Origin of the sequence: Streptomyces sediminimaris (assembly GCF_047049295.1) — a bacterium.
GTDB classification, from domain to species: Bacteria; Actinomycetota; Actinomycetes; order Streptomycetales; family Streptomycetaceae; genus Streptomyces; species Streptomyces sediminimaris.
This window is the reverse complement of sequence record NZ_JBJWOT010000003.1, coordinates 86,588-99,360: the sequence shown is the minus strand read 5'-3', so window position 1 is coordinate 99,360 and position 12,773 is coordinate 86,588. Positions and strand designations below refer to the sequence as shown.

The window sequence follows — 12,773 nt, the reverse complement described above, 5'->3', positions numbered from 1 at the left end:
GCGAGACCCCAACGGGACGCTCGCCGGAGACATCCGCGCCGCGGTCCCTTCCGCCGGCCGCTGACCATGCTCAGCTCGCGGTTTTCACCTGGCGCACCAGTTCGAGATAGTGCTCCCAGTTCCAGTTGGCCCCAGGGTCGGTGTGGGTGGTCCCGGGCACCTGGTGGTGGCCCAGGATGTGGGTGCGGTCGACGGGAATGGCGTAGCGGACGCACACGGCCGCGGTGAGCGCCGCGGACGCGGCGTACATCTCCTCGGTGAACCAGCGGGTGGAGTTGACCCAGCCCTCGTGGGTGATGCCGATGCTGCGGTCGTCGTAGTCGGGGTGACCGGCGTGCCAGGCGATGTCCCTCTCCCTGACGCACTGCCCGATGTGGCCGTCCGCCGAACGGACCACGTAGTGGGCCGAGGTCTTGCGGCCGGGCTTCTGGAAGACGGTGACGGCGTCGTCGAAGTGCTCCTGCGTCACGTGGATGAGCACGTAGTCGATCGGATGGGTGTGAGGACGCTGCGCGGTGCGGAAATTGGTGCGGGCGGCGGGCAGCCACTGTGCGCCCGGGTGGTCGACGACCGCGGCGGACGAGCCGCCGGCCGCGGAGGCGGTCCCGGTGGCAGCCGCGGTCGTGGCCACCGTGGCCAGGCTCACGGCGGCCGCACCGCGCAGGACCGTACGGCGCGACGGGTCGGCCTGCTGGTGGGCGTCGCCGAGGTGGTTCGGTCCGGTCATGCTCCGTCATCCTCCGAGGTCCGGTACCAGTTGTGCGGGGCGAGCCTGGGCTCGTAGACGCCCTTGGGGAGGTCGTCGGTGAGCCGGACCGCCCATCGCTGCAGCCGCTGCATGAGATCGGCCTTGACCTTGCGCAGGCTCGGATCGTCCCAGCGGTTGCGCAGCTCCATCGGATCCTTGTCGAGGTCGTAGAGCTCGCCCACGTCGCCGACATGCTCGTAGAGCTTCCAGCGGTCGTGCCGGAGCATCCGCGACGAACCACTCTGCGTCACGCTGTTCAGCTCGTCGTACCTGGTGCCCTCGTAGGGGAAGTGAAGCGGCGGCCGGGCGTCGGCGGGGTAGGGCAGGCCGCCGAAGCCGCGCTCGGTGACGATGTCGGCGAACTCCGCGGCGGGGTAGTCGGAGCCGGTGAGCATCTGCCACAGGCTGCGGCCCTGGACGCCCAGCGGGATGGGGTGGCCGATCGCCTCGCACACCGTGGGCAGGATATCGGCGATCGAGACGAAGTCCGTCTTGTTGTCCTGTGCCTTGATGCCGCAGCCGTGCACGATCACGGGCACGTTCGCCAGGACCTCGGGGATGCCGGCGCCCTTGCGCTGCAGGCCGTACTCGGCGGTGTAGTCGCCGTGGTCGGCGAGGAAGACCAGCAGGGTGTTCTCGTACAGCCCCTGCTGCTTGAGGTGGTCGACGAGCCGGCGCCACTGGTCGTCGATGAGGCGGAGCATGCCGCAGTAGGTGGCACGGTAGCGGCGCCAGAGGCCGTCGTAGCCCGGGCGCTTGTCCTCCACCAGGTCGCGCAGCCACTTGTAGGCGCCGCCCTTGGCCTCCGCGTCCGCCGGGCCGGTGAGCCGCTCGGGGATCTCGTCCTCGGAGAACATCGAGTAGTACGGCTCCGACACCTGGTACGGGTTGTGCGGCTCGGGGGTGGAGACGAAGGCGAAGAACGGCTTGTCGGGGTCGCGCGCGTCGATCTGCTGGATGGCGTCGGAGACGATCCGGTACGGGTACTGCTGCTGCGCCGGGAACGGCGTGGGCGCCGTCGTCGGGCCCATGTCGATGGACTTCAGATAGGCGGTGAAGGCCCGCTGCTCGGTGGTGTGGTCCGGCGCCTTCGTGTGCCCGTACTCGGAGAAGGCGTCGTACTCCGCCGGGTTGTCCCGGTACATGTGCGTCTTGCCCGCGTAGAACAGCTGGTAGCCGGCGCCGCGCAGGACGTCGAGCAGGTCCTCGCCGCGTGACACCTGCGTCGTGCCGGTGTCGGAGTTCTGTCGGACGCGGTGGGTGCTGGGCCATCTGCCGGTCAGCAGGCTGGTGCGCGCCGGGACGCAGGCCGGAGCCGTGGTGTACGCGCGGCGGAAGCGGGTGCCCTTGGCGGCGAGGGAGTCGAGAAAGGGCATCGTGTCGAGTTCGAAGCCCATGCCTTTGGTGAAGTCGGCGCGGACCTGATCGGACATGCAGAAGACGATGTTCGGAGCGGTCGGGCAGGTCACAGTGTTCCCTTCCAGTGGGACAACGTGTTCGGAGCAATGGGGCGGGGACGCGGGTCGACCCGAGCGTGCGCGGCGCCCGTCGACGCCTCGCTGGGGGGATCGCGTCGTCCTGGGCCTTCACCCGCCGATGGTCTGGCCTCGGCTCTGCCGCTGGACGTAGAGGCGGTTGCCCTGCGGGCCGGTCCACTCCAGGCGGACGACGCCGGGCACCGCGGCGTCGGCGATGCGCGCCGGGTCGGCCCAGTAGCCGAAGCTCGGGTTGCGGAAGAAGGTCGCCCACAGATGACCGCCTTCGTCCGCGAAGACGCTGTTGTGGCCGCCGCCCACAGCCGCGGTCCAGCGCCGGGAGTACGGGCCCTCCAGGTGGTCGGCGACGGCGACGACCGCGTCGTACTGGTACTGCGTCCCGCCGCCGCTGTAGGCGTGGCGGATGCTGCCGTCGGCGGCCGTCGAGGTGCGGTCCCACGCGGCCTGCACGAGGAAGTACTTGCCGCCGTGCTTGAAGACGTAGGCGCCCTCCAGGTACGGCTCGGGTCTGTAGGGCTGCTGCTGGAACGCCGGGAGGTTCGTCGTCGGGACGATGTCCTCCATGTCGTCCCGGAACGGGGCGTACAGGTTGTTGTGCAGCACCAGCCAGGCGTTGTCGCCCTCGGTGAACATGCTGCCGTCGATGTGGTAGCGCGCTCCGTGACCGATGTGCGGCGCGTCGGGCAGCGGATCGCCGAACGGCTTGTCGAGGTTGCCCTCGGCGAGCCGGTACGGACCCTCGACGCCCCCGTCGCTCACCAGCAGGAACGAGCCGACCTTGGGCGCGCGGTCGCCCATGCAGGCGACGATGTACCAGGTGCCGCGGAAGTAGTGCACCTCCGGCGCCCAGACGTTGCCGCGCTTGCCGAACAGGGCGTCGTACCAGTACTCCTGCCACGGGGCCACGACCGTGCGCCCGGGCCGGTTCTCGTCGACGAACTCGGGCGACCAGACCTTGCCCTTCTCGGTGCCCGGCCGGATGCCGGTGGTGTCGGCCAGACGCCAGGGACCGCGCAGGGAGGTGGACGTCCACATGAAGATGCCGTCGTTCCAGGGGCCGGCGGTGTCGAGGCCGGGCACCCGGGTGGTCCCGGTGGCGACGTAGAGCGGGCGGCGACCGTCGGCCCGGTGACAGTTGACGTAGAAGTCGCGTATCCAGACCCGCCCGAGTTCCTCGTCGCGTGGGCGCAGCTCGAGCGGCAGGGTGAAGGAGTTGTCGTCGCGCGGCCACAGGTCCAGGCGGTCGTCGGCCAGGCCGTAGGGTTCGGGGTCCGGCCAGTTCGCCGGGAAGTGCCGCGGCGCGGCGGCGCGGGCCGGGCCGGCGGTGACCGGCAGCGCGGCCCCGGCCGCGAGACCGGCGGCTCCGGCCAGCAGCGACCTTCTCGGCAGGGCGTGCGAAGTCATCGTGCGCGATCTCCTTTGTCGTCGTCCGTGCCGTCGGCTCTGCCGGACTCGGCGGCGGGCGCGCTGCGCACCGTCGTCGTCCTGGTGTTGACGGTCAGCAGCTCCACGGGGCGGCCGCGCCTGCGCCAGGCCAGCGGGGCGCCGTGGATCACCACAGTGCCGTCGACCACGAGTCTGGCGACCGCGTCGTACACGGTCGTTCTGGACAGGCCGCTGAGGTTCTGGAGTCCGCTTCTGCTGAGCGGACCGTGTCGGTGCAGCAGTTCGAGCACGAGTGCCTCGTGCCGTCGGCCGGTTCGTATCGGGGTGCCGTCACTTTCAGGCATGCGGCACAGCATGGGAAGGTCCGCTCTTTACGTCAACACTCCGGATGAATAATCCGGATGACATGAGCCAAGCCGCTGCGGGTTCAGGTGGTGCCTGTGCTGGATCTGCGGTCTACCGCCGGATAATTCTGTCGGATGGTTGACGGAATATTCCAGCCTGCCTACGTTGACCGGCATGCAGATGCCCACCGGAGTGCACGCCCTGGTCAGACGGACCCATGAGGACTGCGTCCTGCGTGCCCTGCAGGAGAACGGCGCCCTGAGCCGGGGAGAGATAGCCCGGGTCGTGGGCCTGTCCCGCACCACGCTGTCCGACATCGTCGGGAGCCTGCTGCAGCGCGGCGCCATCGTCGTCGTCGACACCGACGCCGCGCGGCGCGCGGGCAGCGGCCGCCCGGCCGAACGCCTCGCGCTCGACCCGGCGTCCGCGCAGTTCATGGGGGTCGACTTCGGGCACCGACGGGTCCATGTGGCGGTCGCCGACGCCTCCCACGAGATCAGGGTCTCGGGCTCCGTACGCTACGAGGACTCGGCCTCCTGGCCCGTACGCCTGGAGCTCGCACTCTCCCTGCTCGACCGGCTGAGCGCAGAGGCGGGCGTCCACTACGGCGCGCTGCAGGGCATCGGCATCGGCGTACCCGGCCCCTATCCGGCACCCCAGGGCGCGCCCTGGCCGCGCGCCTCGGCCGGCGCCCCCGTGCTGCGCCCGGCACCCGAAGGCGTCGACACCGCCTTCGCCGACCGCTTCGACGCACCCGTGATCATCGACAACAACACCCGCCTCGCCGCACTCGCCGAGGCGATCAGCGGCGCGACGAGCGTCGCCGACCTGGTGTACGTACGCCTCTCGGACGGTGTCGGCGGCGGCCTGGTCGTCGGCGGTCAGCTGGTCACCGGATCCGGAGGGCTGGCGGGTGAACTGGGGCATGTCACCGTCGATCCGGCGGGCCGGCCTTGCCGGTGCGGCAAACGCGGCTGTCTGGAGACCGTCGTCTCGGTGCCCGGAATCCTTGCCAAATGCTGGGAGCTCGGCCTTCCCCTGGAAGACCTGGACGCCCTTGCGGCCGCGGTGTCCCGCGCTCATCCCGTGGTGGACAGCGTGCTGCGCGAGGCCGCGGCGGCACTCGGCCGGGTCGTCGGCTCGGCCACGATGGCGCTGAACCCGGCGAAGGTCGTCATCGGCGGGGAGATCACCAGGCTCGCCCCGGTGATCGTGGAACAGGTCGCCGCCACCCTCGCGGCCGAACTCTTCCCCACCGCGTCGGCCGGGCCTGTGGTCGAGGCCGCCCGTCTCTCGGACGAGGACGGAGCTCTCGGTGCGCTCGCGGCGGTCTTCCACAGTTCCCCGCTGCTCGCGAAGTACCCCGAAATCGCTGAGGTGAAGGGCCGTACGGATGCACCCGACTCCATCACAGAAAGAACCGCCCATGCACGTACTTGACCAGCAGGGTGCCAGTCCCATGGACGCCCTGTCCGACACGACGCCCGAGGCACCGCCGGGCCCAGCGGCCAAGTCCGCCAGGACGCCGTCCGGTCAGCGCAACCAGCGGCGAGCACTTGTGCTCAACGCTGTGTCCGTGGTGCTCGGAATCGCCCTGTGGTGGGCCCTGGCCGCCACCGGATTCAAGCTCCCGACCCCGCCGCAGGTCGTCTCCCGGGCCGGCGCACTGATCAGCGACGGCACGCTTGCCGACGACGTACTCGCTTCTCTGACACGAGTGGTGATCGGCTTCGTACTCGGCACCGCGGTGGCGATACCCGTCGGCTTCCTGATGGGCTGGTACGCCACTGCCCGTGCGCTCATCGAGCCCTGGATCCAGTTCTTCCGTACGATCCCGCCGCTCGCGATCATCCCGCTGGCCATCGTGGTCATGGGGATCGACGAGACACCCAAGATCTTCGTGATCTTCCTCGCCGCATTCCTCGCCTGTGTGATCTCCACCTACCAGGGCGTGGTGAACGTCGACCGCACACTGATCGACGCGGCTCGGGTGCTCGGCGCCAAGGACGGCAGGATCTTCGCCCGGGTCGTGGTGCCGGCCTCCACGCCGTTCATCCTCGTCGGCATGCGAGTCGGGCTCGGCTCCGCCTGGGCCACCCTCGTGGCCGCGGAGCTGATCGCCGCCCAGAAAGGGCTCGGCTACCGCATGCAGAACGCCCAGCTCTACTACGACCTCCCGACCATCTTCGTCGGGCTCATCTCGATCGGGATCCTCGGCCTGCTCATGGACCGGATCCTGCTCCTCGCCGAACGCAAGCTCACCGGATGGCAGGAACGCCGATGACCGACAAGCACGCCGGGACAGCGAAGCCCGCCACGGAACCCAAGCCCGCGAAGATCTCCGTCCGCGGCGTCACCAAGACCTTCGCCCTGGGCCGCGAGACCTTCACCGCGCTCGACGACGTCTCGCTCGACATCGCGGACAACGAGTTCGTCACCGTCGTCGGCCCCTCGGGCTGCGGCAAGAGCACCCTGATGAACATCCTCGCCGGCCTGGAGAGCCCGACCGAGGGCCGGGCACTCGTGGACGGCGAAGAGGTCAGCGGACCCGGCCCCGAACGCGGGGTGATCTTCCAGCAGTACGCGCTCTTCCCCTGGCTCACCGTGCGCCAGAACGTCGAGTTCGGGCTGCGCACCATGGGCATGGCGAAGGACGAACGCCGAAGGCGCGCCGAGCACTTCATCAACCTGGTGGGTCTTGAGCGATTCGCCGACGCCCTGCCCAAGACGCTGTCCGGCGGCATGCGCCAGCGCTGCGCCATCGCCCGCGCCTACGCCGTGGGCCCCTCGATCCTGCTGATGGACGAACCCTTCGGAGCCCTGGACGCACTCACCCGCGTCAAGCTGCAGGAACAGCTCCTCGGCACCTGGAGCCAGGACAAACGCACCGTCCTGTTCATCACCCACGACGTCGACGAGGCCGTCTTCCTGGCCAATCGCGTGATCGTCATGGCATCCCGCCCCGGACGGATCTACGACGTCATCGACGTCCCCGCGGTCCAACGCGACGAGGACTTCCGCCTCAGCGCCGAGTTCGCCCGGCTGCGCAACCGCGTATGGCACTCCGTGTACCACCAGGTCGGCGCGACCGCCGCCCTCGCCGCCACCCACTGAGCCACCACCCGATCCGAAAGGGAACGATCATCATGGCACCCACCCTCACCCGCAGACACCTCCTCGCCGGCGCCGCGGGCCTTGCGGCGATGGCCCTGCTGACGGCCTGCGGCAGCGGTTCGGCCGGCGGCGGGGGCGGCGACACCGTGCGCTTCGGCTACATCGGCGACTTCAACGGCGCCAGCCTGATCGCCATCGCCGACGCCAAGGGACTGTGGAAGAAGCACGGCCTGAAGGCCGACAGCAAGGTCTTCACCAACGGCCCGCTCCAGATCCAGGCACTGGGCACCGACAACCTCGACTTCGGCTACATAGGCCCGGGCGCCATGTGGCTGCCGGCCTCCGGCAAGGCCAAGGTGATCGCCCTCAACACCCTCGGCAACTCCGACCGGGTCATCGCCCAGCCCGGCATCAACTCCATGCAGCAGCTCAGGGGAAAGACCGTCGCCGTACCCGAGGGCACCTCCGGCGACATGATCCTCACGCTCGCCCTGAAGAAGGCGGGAATGACCAAGAGCGACATCAAGGCCGTCCCCATGGACCCCTCGACGATCGTGGCCGCGGTCTCCTCCAAGAAGGTCGACGCGGCGGGCTTCTGGTACCCGGCGGCGGCCACCATCAAGAAGCAGGTCCCCGGCCTTGTCGAGCTCGCCAAGGACAGCGACTTCAAGGACGAGGTCTCCTTCCCCACCGCCTTCGTCGCCGGCAACAAGCTGGTCAAGGAGCATCCTGACAAGGTCAAGAAGGTCCTCGCCGTACTGCGCGACGCCATCGACTTCCGCGCCCGGCACACCGACGAAGCCATCCAGCTCACCGCCGCCAAGCTGAAGATCCCCGTGGACCAGGTGAAGGCCGACGCCGCCAACAACAAGCTGCTCGGCGTCGACCAGCTCGATGCCCTGACCAAGGACGGCACCGTCGACAAGTGGCTCAAGGGCATGAACGACTACTTCGTCGAGGCGGGCAAACTCAAGCAGCCCGTCGACCCGAAGTCGTACTACACCGGCGACCTCTTCATGGAGGCCGGCAAGTGAGCGCGTCCCGCAGCGACCGCAAGAACATCCTCTTCCTGATGACCGATCAGCATCGTGTGGACACACTCGGCGCCTACGGAAACACCTTGGCGCGCACGCCGGTTCTCGATGAACTCGCCGCCACCGGCACCCGCTTCGACCGCTGGTACACCCCCACCGCGATCTGCACCCCCGCCCGCGCCAGCCTGCTCACCGGTCAGGCGCCCTTCCGCCACCGGGTCCTCGCCAACCATGAGCGCAACGTCGGCTATCTCGAGGACCTTCCCGAGGGCCAGTTCACCTTCTCGGGGGCCCTGCGCGAAGAGGGCTACAACACCGGCCTCATCGGCAAGTGGCACGCCGGCAACCGGCGCACCGCTGCCGACTACGGCTTCGACGGGCCCGAACTGCCCGGCTGGCACAACCCGGTGGACAACCCCGACTACCTCGCGTATCTCGATGAGCGCGGGCTCCCGCCGTACGAGATCAGCGACCGTATCCGCGGCACTCTCCCCAACGGAGGCCCCGGCAATCTGCTGGCCGCGCGACTGCACCAGCCCGTGGAGGCCACTTTCGAGCACTACCTCGCCACACGGACCATCGAGCACCTCGAGAAGTACGCGGCCGACTACCGCGAGCGCACGCAGCCCTTCTTCCTCGCCCTGCACTTCTACGGGCCGCATCTGCCCTACATCCTGCCCGACGAATACTTCGACCTCGTGGACCCGGCGGACGTCGAACTGCCCAAGTCCGTCTCCGAGACGTTCCAGGGCAAGCCGCCGGTGCAGCGCAACTACAGCGCACACTGGACCTTCGACACCATGCCGATCGAGACGACCCGCAAGCTCATCGCCGTCTACTGGGGCTATGTCGCGCTGATCGACCGGCAGATCGGCCGCGTCATGGACGCGATGCAGCGGCTCGGCCTGGCCGACGACACGGCGGTGTTCTTCACCTGTGACCACGGCGAATTCACGGGCTCCCACCGGCTGCACGACAAGGGCCCCGCGATGTATGAGGACATCTACCGCACTCCTGGGCTGCTGCGGGTCCCGGGCGCACCCGCCGGGACGGTGCGCTCGGAGTTCGTGAGCCTGCTCGACTGCACGGCGACCATCCTGGAACTCGCGGGCATCGACCCGAAGCCGGCGCTCGACTCGCGCAGTCTGCTGCCGCTGGTGCGCGGCGAGGCCCCGGAGTGGGACGAGGACATCGTCTGCGAGTTCCACGGCCACCACTTCCCTTATCCACAGCGGATGCTGCGCGAGGACCGCTACAAGCTGGTGGTCAACCCGGACTCGGTGAACGAGCTGTACGACCTGCACACCGATCCGGACGAACTGCAGAACGTCTACGAGCACCCCGAACGGGCCGAGGTCCGCAGCCGGATGATGCGCCGGCTCTATGACGTGCTGCGCGAGCGCGGCGACAACTTCTATCACTGGATGACGTCGATGTACGACATCGGCGAGGTGGGGCACGACCCGACGCTCAGCGGGCTCGACGAGTCCACCTACCAGCCCTAGCCGGCCGGCCCGCCGGACGGGAGCCGCAGAACGAGGACCGAGGATGACCAGCGACCACCGCCCCTGCTGTACGCCGACCGCCACGACTGTCAGCGCCGTGCCGGCCCGGGCCGAGCCACCGGCGCAGGCTGTGCGCCTGCGGTCCACCAAGGGACAAGTCCGCCTACCGGGCGGCGAATTCGCGATGGGGGACGCCTTCGGGGAGGGGTATCCCGCCGATGGGGAGGGCCCCGTCCACCAGGTGCGTCTGAAGCCCTTCCACATCGACGAGACCGCGGTCACCAACGCCCAGTTCGCCGCGTTCGTCAAGGCCACCGGGCACGAGACCGACGCCGAGCGCTACGGCTCCTCCGCCGTCTTCCACCTCGCCGTCGACGCGGCACCGGCCGATCTGCTCGGCACAGCCGCCGGTACCCCGTGGTGGATCAACGTGCGAGGCGCGCACTGGCGCTGCCCGGACGGGCCGCGCTCCGGCATCGCGGACCGCCGCAACCACCCGGTCGTCCACGTCTCCTTCAACGATGCGACGGCATACGCCCAGTGGGCGGGTAAACGGCTGCCCACGGAGGCCGAATGGGAATTCGCCGCCCGCGGCGGTCTGGCGGGCCGGCGCTACGCCTGGGGCGATGAGCTCACCCCGGACGGCCGCTGGCGCTGCAACATCTGGCAGGGCCGGTTTCCCGACCACAACACCGCCGAGGACGGCTATCTGACCACCGCACCGGTCAGGTCCTACCGGCCCAACGGCTACGGGCTGTGGAACACCGCGGGCAATGTATGGGAGTGGTGCGCCGACTGGTTCTCGCCCACCTATTACGCACAGGCACCGGTCGACGACCCGCGCGGGCCCGAGGCGGGCACGACGCGGGTGCTGCGCGGAGGCTCTTATCTCTGCCACCACTCGTACTGCAACCGCTATCGGGTGGCTGCCCGTTCCTCGAACACACCGGACTCATCCGCCGGGAACCTTGGCTTCCGGTGCGCCAACGACGTGTAGCAGGACTCCGTTGGGTTGCTCCGGCTCTTGGGTTCCGGCTGGTGGCGGGTGTTGTGGGCAGGGGCTGGTCGCAGGTGGTGCAGGTGCCGGTCCACCAGTTCAGGAGGTCCCGGATTGGGTCGAGGATCTGGTGGAGGGTGAGCCCGCGGTATCGGCTCTTGGGGCCCGCTGCTGCGCACTCGTGCCCTGCGAGGGTGCGGCCGCGGATGTACGCGCGTTTCGTGACGGACACGCCGCCGTGTCCGGAGCAAGACGATCCGCGGTTTGCTTGAGTGCTGCGGGTCAGGGCGGGTCGCCCACGAGAGCAATTGCGCGCGTCTCGGGAACTCCCAGCATCAGCAGGCTCGTGATCGTCGCTGCCCGGGCGCCGAGGCTCCCGTTCGGCAGATCGCTGTCCACGATGGCGAACACGGCGCCGTAGGCAACCTGGCTCAGAATGCCGGCCGGCAGGTGCTGTGCGAACACGTCGCTGTCCTGGCCCCGTTTCACGAGGTCCGCGAGGAGCTCGTCGACCGGCCCGAGCAGGTCGTGGATCGCCTCGCTGTACTCGCCCCTGCGCAGCGCCAGCAGCACTCGGTACCGGTGCGCCACCGGCCAGAGGCGGGAGATGAACCCGGCCCACACCGCGTCCGCTTCCGCGTCAAAGGCGTCGGCTTCGGTGAGCACGGCCGTCATCTCGGTGACGGCCCGTTCCGTGAGTGTGCGAACCAGGTCGAGGCGCGAGGGGAAATGGCCGTAGACGGTGCGACGGACGACGCCGGCAGCGGAGGCGATGTCGCCCATGCCGGCGTCGGGGTTGTCTCCCAGCACATTGAGGGCGACGTCGAGGATGCGATCGCGTGTCTCGTTCATCGAGCGCACACGGGAGGACTCGGTGGGCACGGCACCATTGTTGCACACCAGTGTGCAGTGAAGTAGATTGCACAGCAGTGTGCAACGGAGGGTTGCGCCGTGTTCCGGAGCCAGGGGAAGAAGCCAATGACCGCACCGACGCCGCCGACCTCGGCCCTCGTCCGCCCGTTCACCGTCTCGATCCCGGATTCGGAGATCGCCGATGTGAAGCAGCGACTGGCCAGGACTCGATGGCCGGATCCGGAAACGGTGGGCGACTGGTCGCAAGGGGTTCGCGTGGAGAACGCCAGGTCTCTGGTCGACTACTGGGAGCGCGGCTACGACTGGCGGCGCTTCGAGTCCGAGCTCAATCGCTTCCCCCAATTCAAGACCGAGATTGACGGGCTGGACATCCACTTCATCCACGTCAGGTCCAAGAATCCCCACGCGATGCCGCTGATACTCACGCACGGATGGCCGGGCTCGATCGTCGAGTTCCTGAAGCTGATCGGCCCGCTGACCGATCCGGTTTCGTTCGGAGGGGACGCCGCCGATTCATTCGACGTCGTCGTCCCGTCGCTGCCCGGGTTCGGGTTCTCCGGGAAGCCCGCGGCGACCGGGTGGACTGTATCGCGCATCGCACGCGCGTGGGTGGAGCTGATGAAGCGTCTTGGCTACACGAGGTGGGCCGCGCAAGGCGGCGATTGGGGCGCCGTGGTCACCACCGCCCTCGGGGCCATGCAACCTGAGGGGCTTCTCGGAATTCATCTGAACACCCAATATGCCTTTCCCGCACAGATCCCCGACACCTTGTCGCCGGAACAGCGCTACGCCGTGGAGACCCTCGCCCTCTACACCGGCGAGCTCGGTGGGTCGAACCATCTTCAGGGCACGAAGCCGGAGACGGTCGGATTCGCCCTGGCGGACTCTCCCGCTGGCCAGGCAGCCTGGATCTACGAGAAGTTCCAGTCCAAGACCGACAACAACGGGCTCGCCGAGGACGCCCTCAGCATGGACGACATGCTTGACGCGATATCCCTCTACTGGTTCACCAACAGCGCAGCGTCGTCCGGCCGCATCTACTGGGAGAACAAATCGCTCACTTTCGCCGGCCCGAAAGTGACGCTACCGGTCGCGGTGACCGTCTTCCCGAGGGACATCCCACGCGTGCCCCGTAGCTGGATCGAAGACACTTACAGCAATCTGATCCACTACGGAGAGGCCGATAAGGGCGGGCACTTCGCGGCCTTGGAGCAGCCCGGGACTCTGGTCGGCGAAATCCGCACCGGCCTGCGCACCCTTCGTTCCTGACTCCGC

At 68.8% G+C, this 12,773-nt stretch carries 12 protein-coding genes; 7 read left to right on the top strand and 5 right to left on the bottom strand.

The genetic code is table 11. The features are described 5' to 3' along the window. Window positions 1-70 precede the first annotated feature (70 nt). The 4 genes from ACJ9NR_RS39890 to ACJ9NR_RS39875 all read right to left on the bottom strand — a co-directional run bounded on the left by ACJ9NR_RS39890 (window position 71) and on the right by ACJ9NR_RS39875 (window position 3,974). Window positions 71-727 (bottom strand): N-acetylmuramoyl-L-alanine amidase, encoded by a 657-nt coding sequence (locus ACJ9NR_RS39890; RefSeq protein WP_412494605.1) that lies wholly within the window; start codon window positions 725-727, stop codon window positions 71-73. Then, on the bottom strand, window positions 724-2,217 hold the full coding sequence (locus tag ACJ9NR_RS39885) for a sulfatase-like hydrolase/transferase (protein ID WP_412494604.1): 1,494 nt from the start codon (window positions 2,215-2,217) through the stop codon (window positions 724-726). Before ACJ9NR_RS39885 ends, ACJ9NR_RS39890 begins: the two co-directional genes overlap by 4 nt. A gap of 117 nt (window positions 2,218-2,334) precedes the next feature. Continuing rightward, the gene (locus tag ACJ9NR_RS39880) at window positions 2,335-3,648 is read right to left on the bottom strand and encodes a family 43 glycosylhydrolase (RefSeq protein WP_412494603.1); all 1,314 of its coding nucleotides are present in this window, start codon (window positions 3,646-3,648) and stop codon (window positions 2,335-2,337) included. Further along, the gene (locus tag ACJ9NR_RS39875) at window positions 3,645-3,974 is read right to left on the bottom strand and encodes a helix-turn-helix domain-containing protein (RefSeq protein WP_412494602.1); all 330 of its coding nucleotides are present in this window, start codon (window positions 3,972-3,974) and stop codon (window positions 3,645-3,647) included. The genes ACJ9NR_RS39880 and ACJ9NR_RS39875 overlap by 4 nt, the downstream gene beginning before the upstream one ends. Before the next feature lie 175 nt (window positions 3,975-4,149). On the opposite strand from ACJ9NR_RS39875, the gene ACJ9NR_RS39870 reads away from it, so the two are divergent. From ACJ9NR_RS39870 to ACJ9NR_RS39845, 6 genes are read left to right on the top strand one after another with little or no spacing between them, the layout of a single operon-like run. Continuing rightward, the gene (locus ACJ9NR_RS39870; protein WP_412494601.1) at window positions 4,150-5,415 is read left to right on the top strand and encodes an ROK family transcriptional regulator; all 1,266 of its coding nucleotides are present in this window, start codon (window positions 4,150-4,152) and stop codon (window positions 5,413-5,415) included. 19 nt (window positions 5,416-5,434) lie between these two features. Then, on the top strand, window positions 5,435-6,259 hold the full coding sequence (locus ACJ9NR_RS39865; protein WP_412494714.1) for an ABC transporter permease: 825 nt from the start codon (window positions 5,435-5,437) through the stop codon (window positions 6,257-6,259). Further along, the gene (locus ACJ9NR_RS39860; protein ID WP_412494600.1) at window positions 6,256-7,089 is read left to right on the top strand and encodes an ABC transporter ATP-binding protein; all 834 of its coding nucleotides are present in this window, start codon (window positions 6,256-6,258) and stop codon (window positions 7,087-7,089) included. Before ACJ9NR_RS39865 ends, ACJ9NR_RS39860 begins: the two co-directional genes overlap by 4 nt. Before the next feature lie 32 nt (window positions 7,090-7,121). Further along, complete coding sequence (locus tag ACJ9NR_RS39855; protein ID WP_412494599.1) at window positions 7,122-8,123, top strand: aliphatic sulfonate ABC transporter substrate-binding protein; 1,002 nt, start codon at window positions 7,122-7,124, stop codon at window positions 8,121-8,123. Beyond that, the gene (locus tag ACJ9NR_RS39850) at window positions 8,120-9,628 is read left to right on the top strand and encodes a sulfatase family protein (RefSeq protein WP_412494598.1); all 1,509 of its coding nucleotides are present in this window, start codon (window positions 8,120-8,122) and stop codon (window positions 9,626-9,628) included. Before ACJ9NR_RS39855 ends, ACJ9NR_RS39850 begins: the two co-directional genes overlap by 4 nt. Window positions 9,629-9,671: 43 nt before the next feature. Further along, window positions 9,672-10,625 carry a formylglycine-generating enzyme family protein gene (locus tag ACJ9NR_RS39845; RefSeq protein ID WP_412494597.1) on the top strand — a complete coding sequence of 318 codons (954 nt, stop codon included), beginning with the start codon at window positions 9,672-9,674 and terminating at the stop codon, window positions 10,623-10,625. A 282-nt stretch (window positions 10,626-10,907) separates the two neighbouring features. Here ACJ9NR_RS39845 and ACJ9NR_RS39840 read toward each other — a convergent pair whose 3' ends face one another. Continuing rightward, window positions 10,908-11,507 carry a TetR/AcrR family transcriptional regulator gene (locus tag ACJ9NR_RS39840; protein ID WP_412494596.1) on the bottom strand — a complete coding sequence of 200 codons (600 nt, stop codon included), beginning with the start codon at window positions 11,505-11,507 and terminating at the stop codon, window positions 10,908-10,910. 96 nt (window positions 11,508-11,603) lie between these two features. Here ACJ9NR_RS39840 and ACJ9NR_RS39835 point away from each other — a divergent pair, with 96 nt between their 5' ends. Further along, window positions 11,604-12,767, top strand: a complete 1,164-nt coding sequence (locus ACJ9NR_RS39835; RefSeq protein ID WP_412494595.1) for an epoxide hydrolase family protein — start codon at window positions 11,604-11,606, stop codon at window positions 12,765-12,767. Window positions 12,768-12,773: the final 6 nt, after the last annotated feature.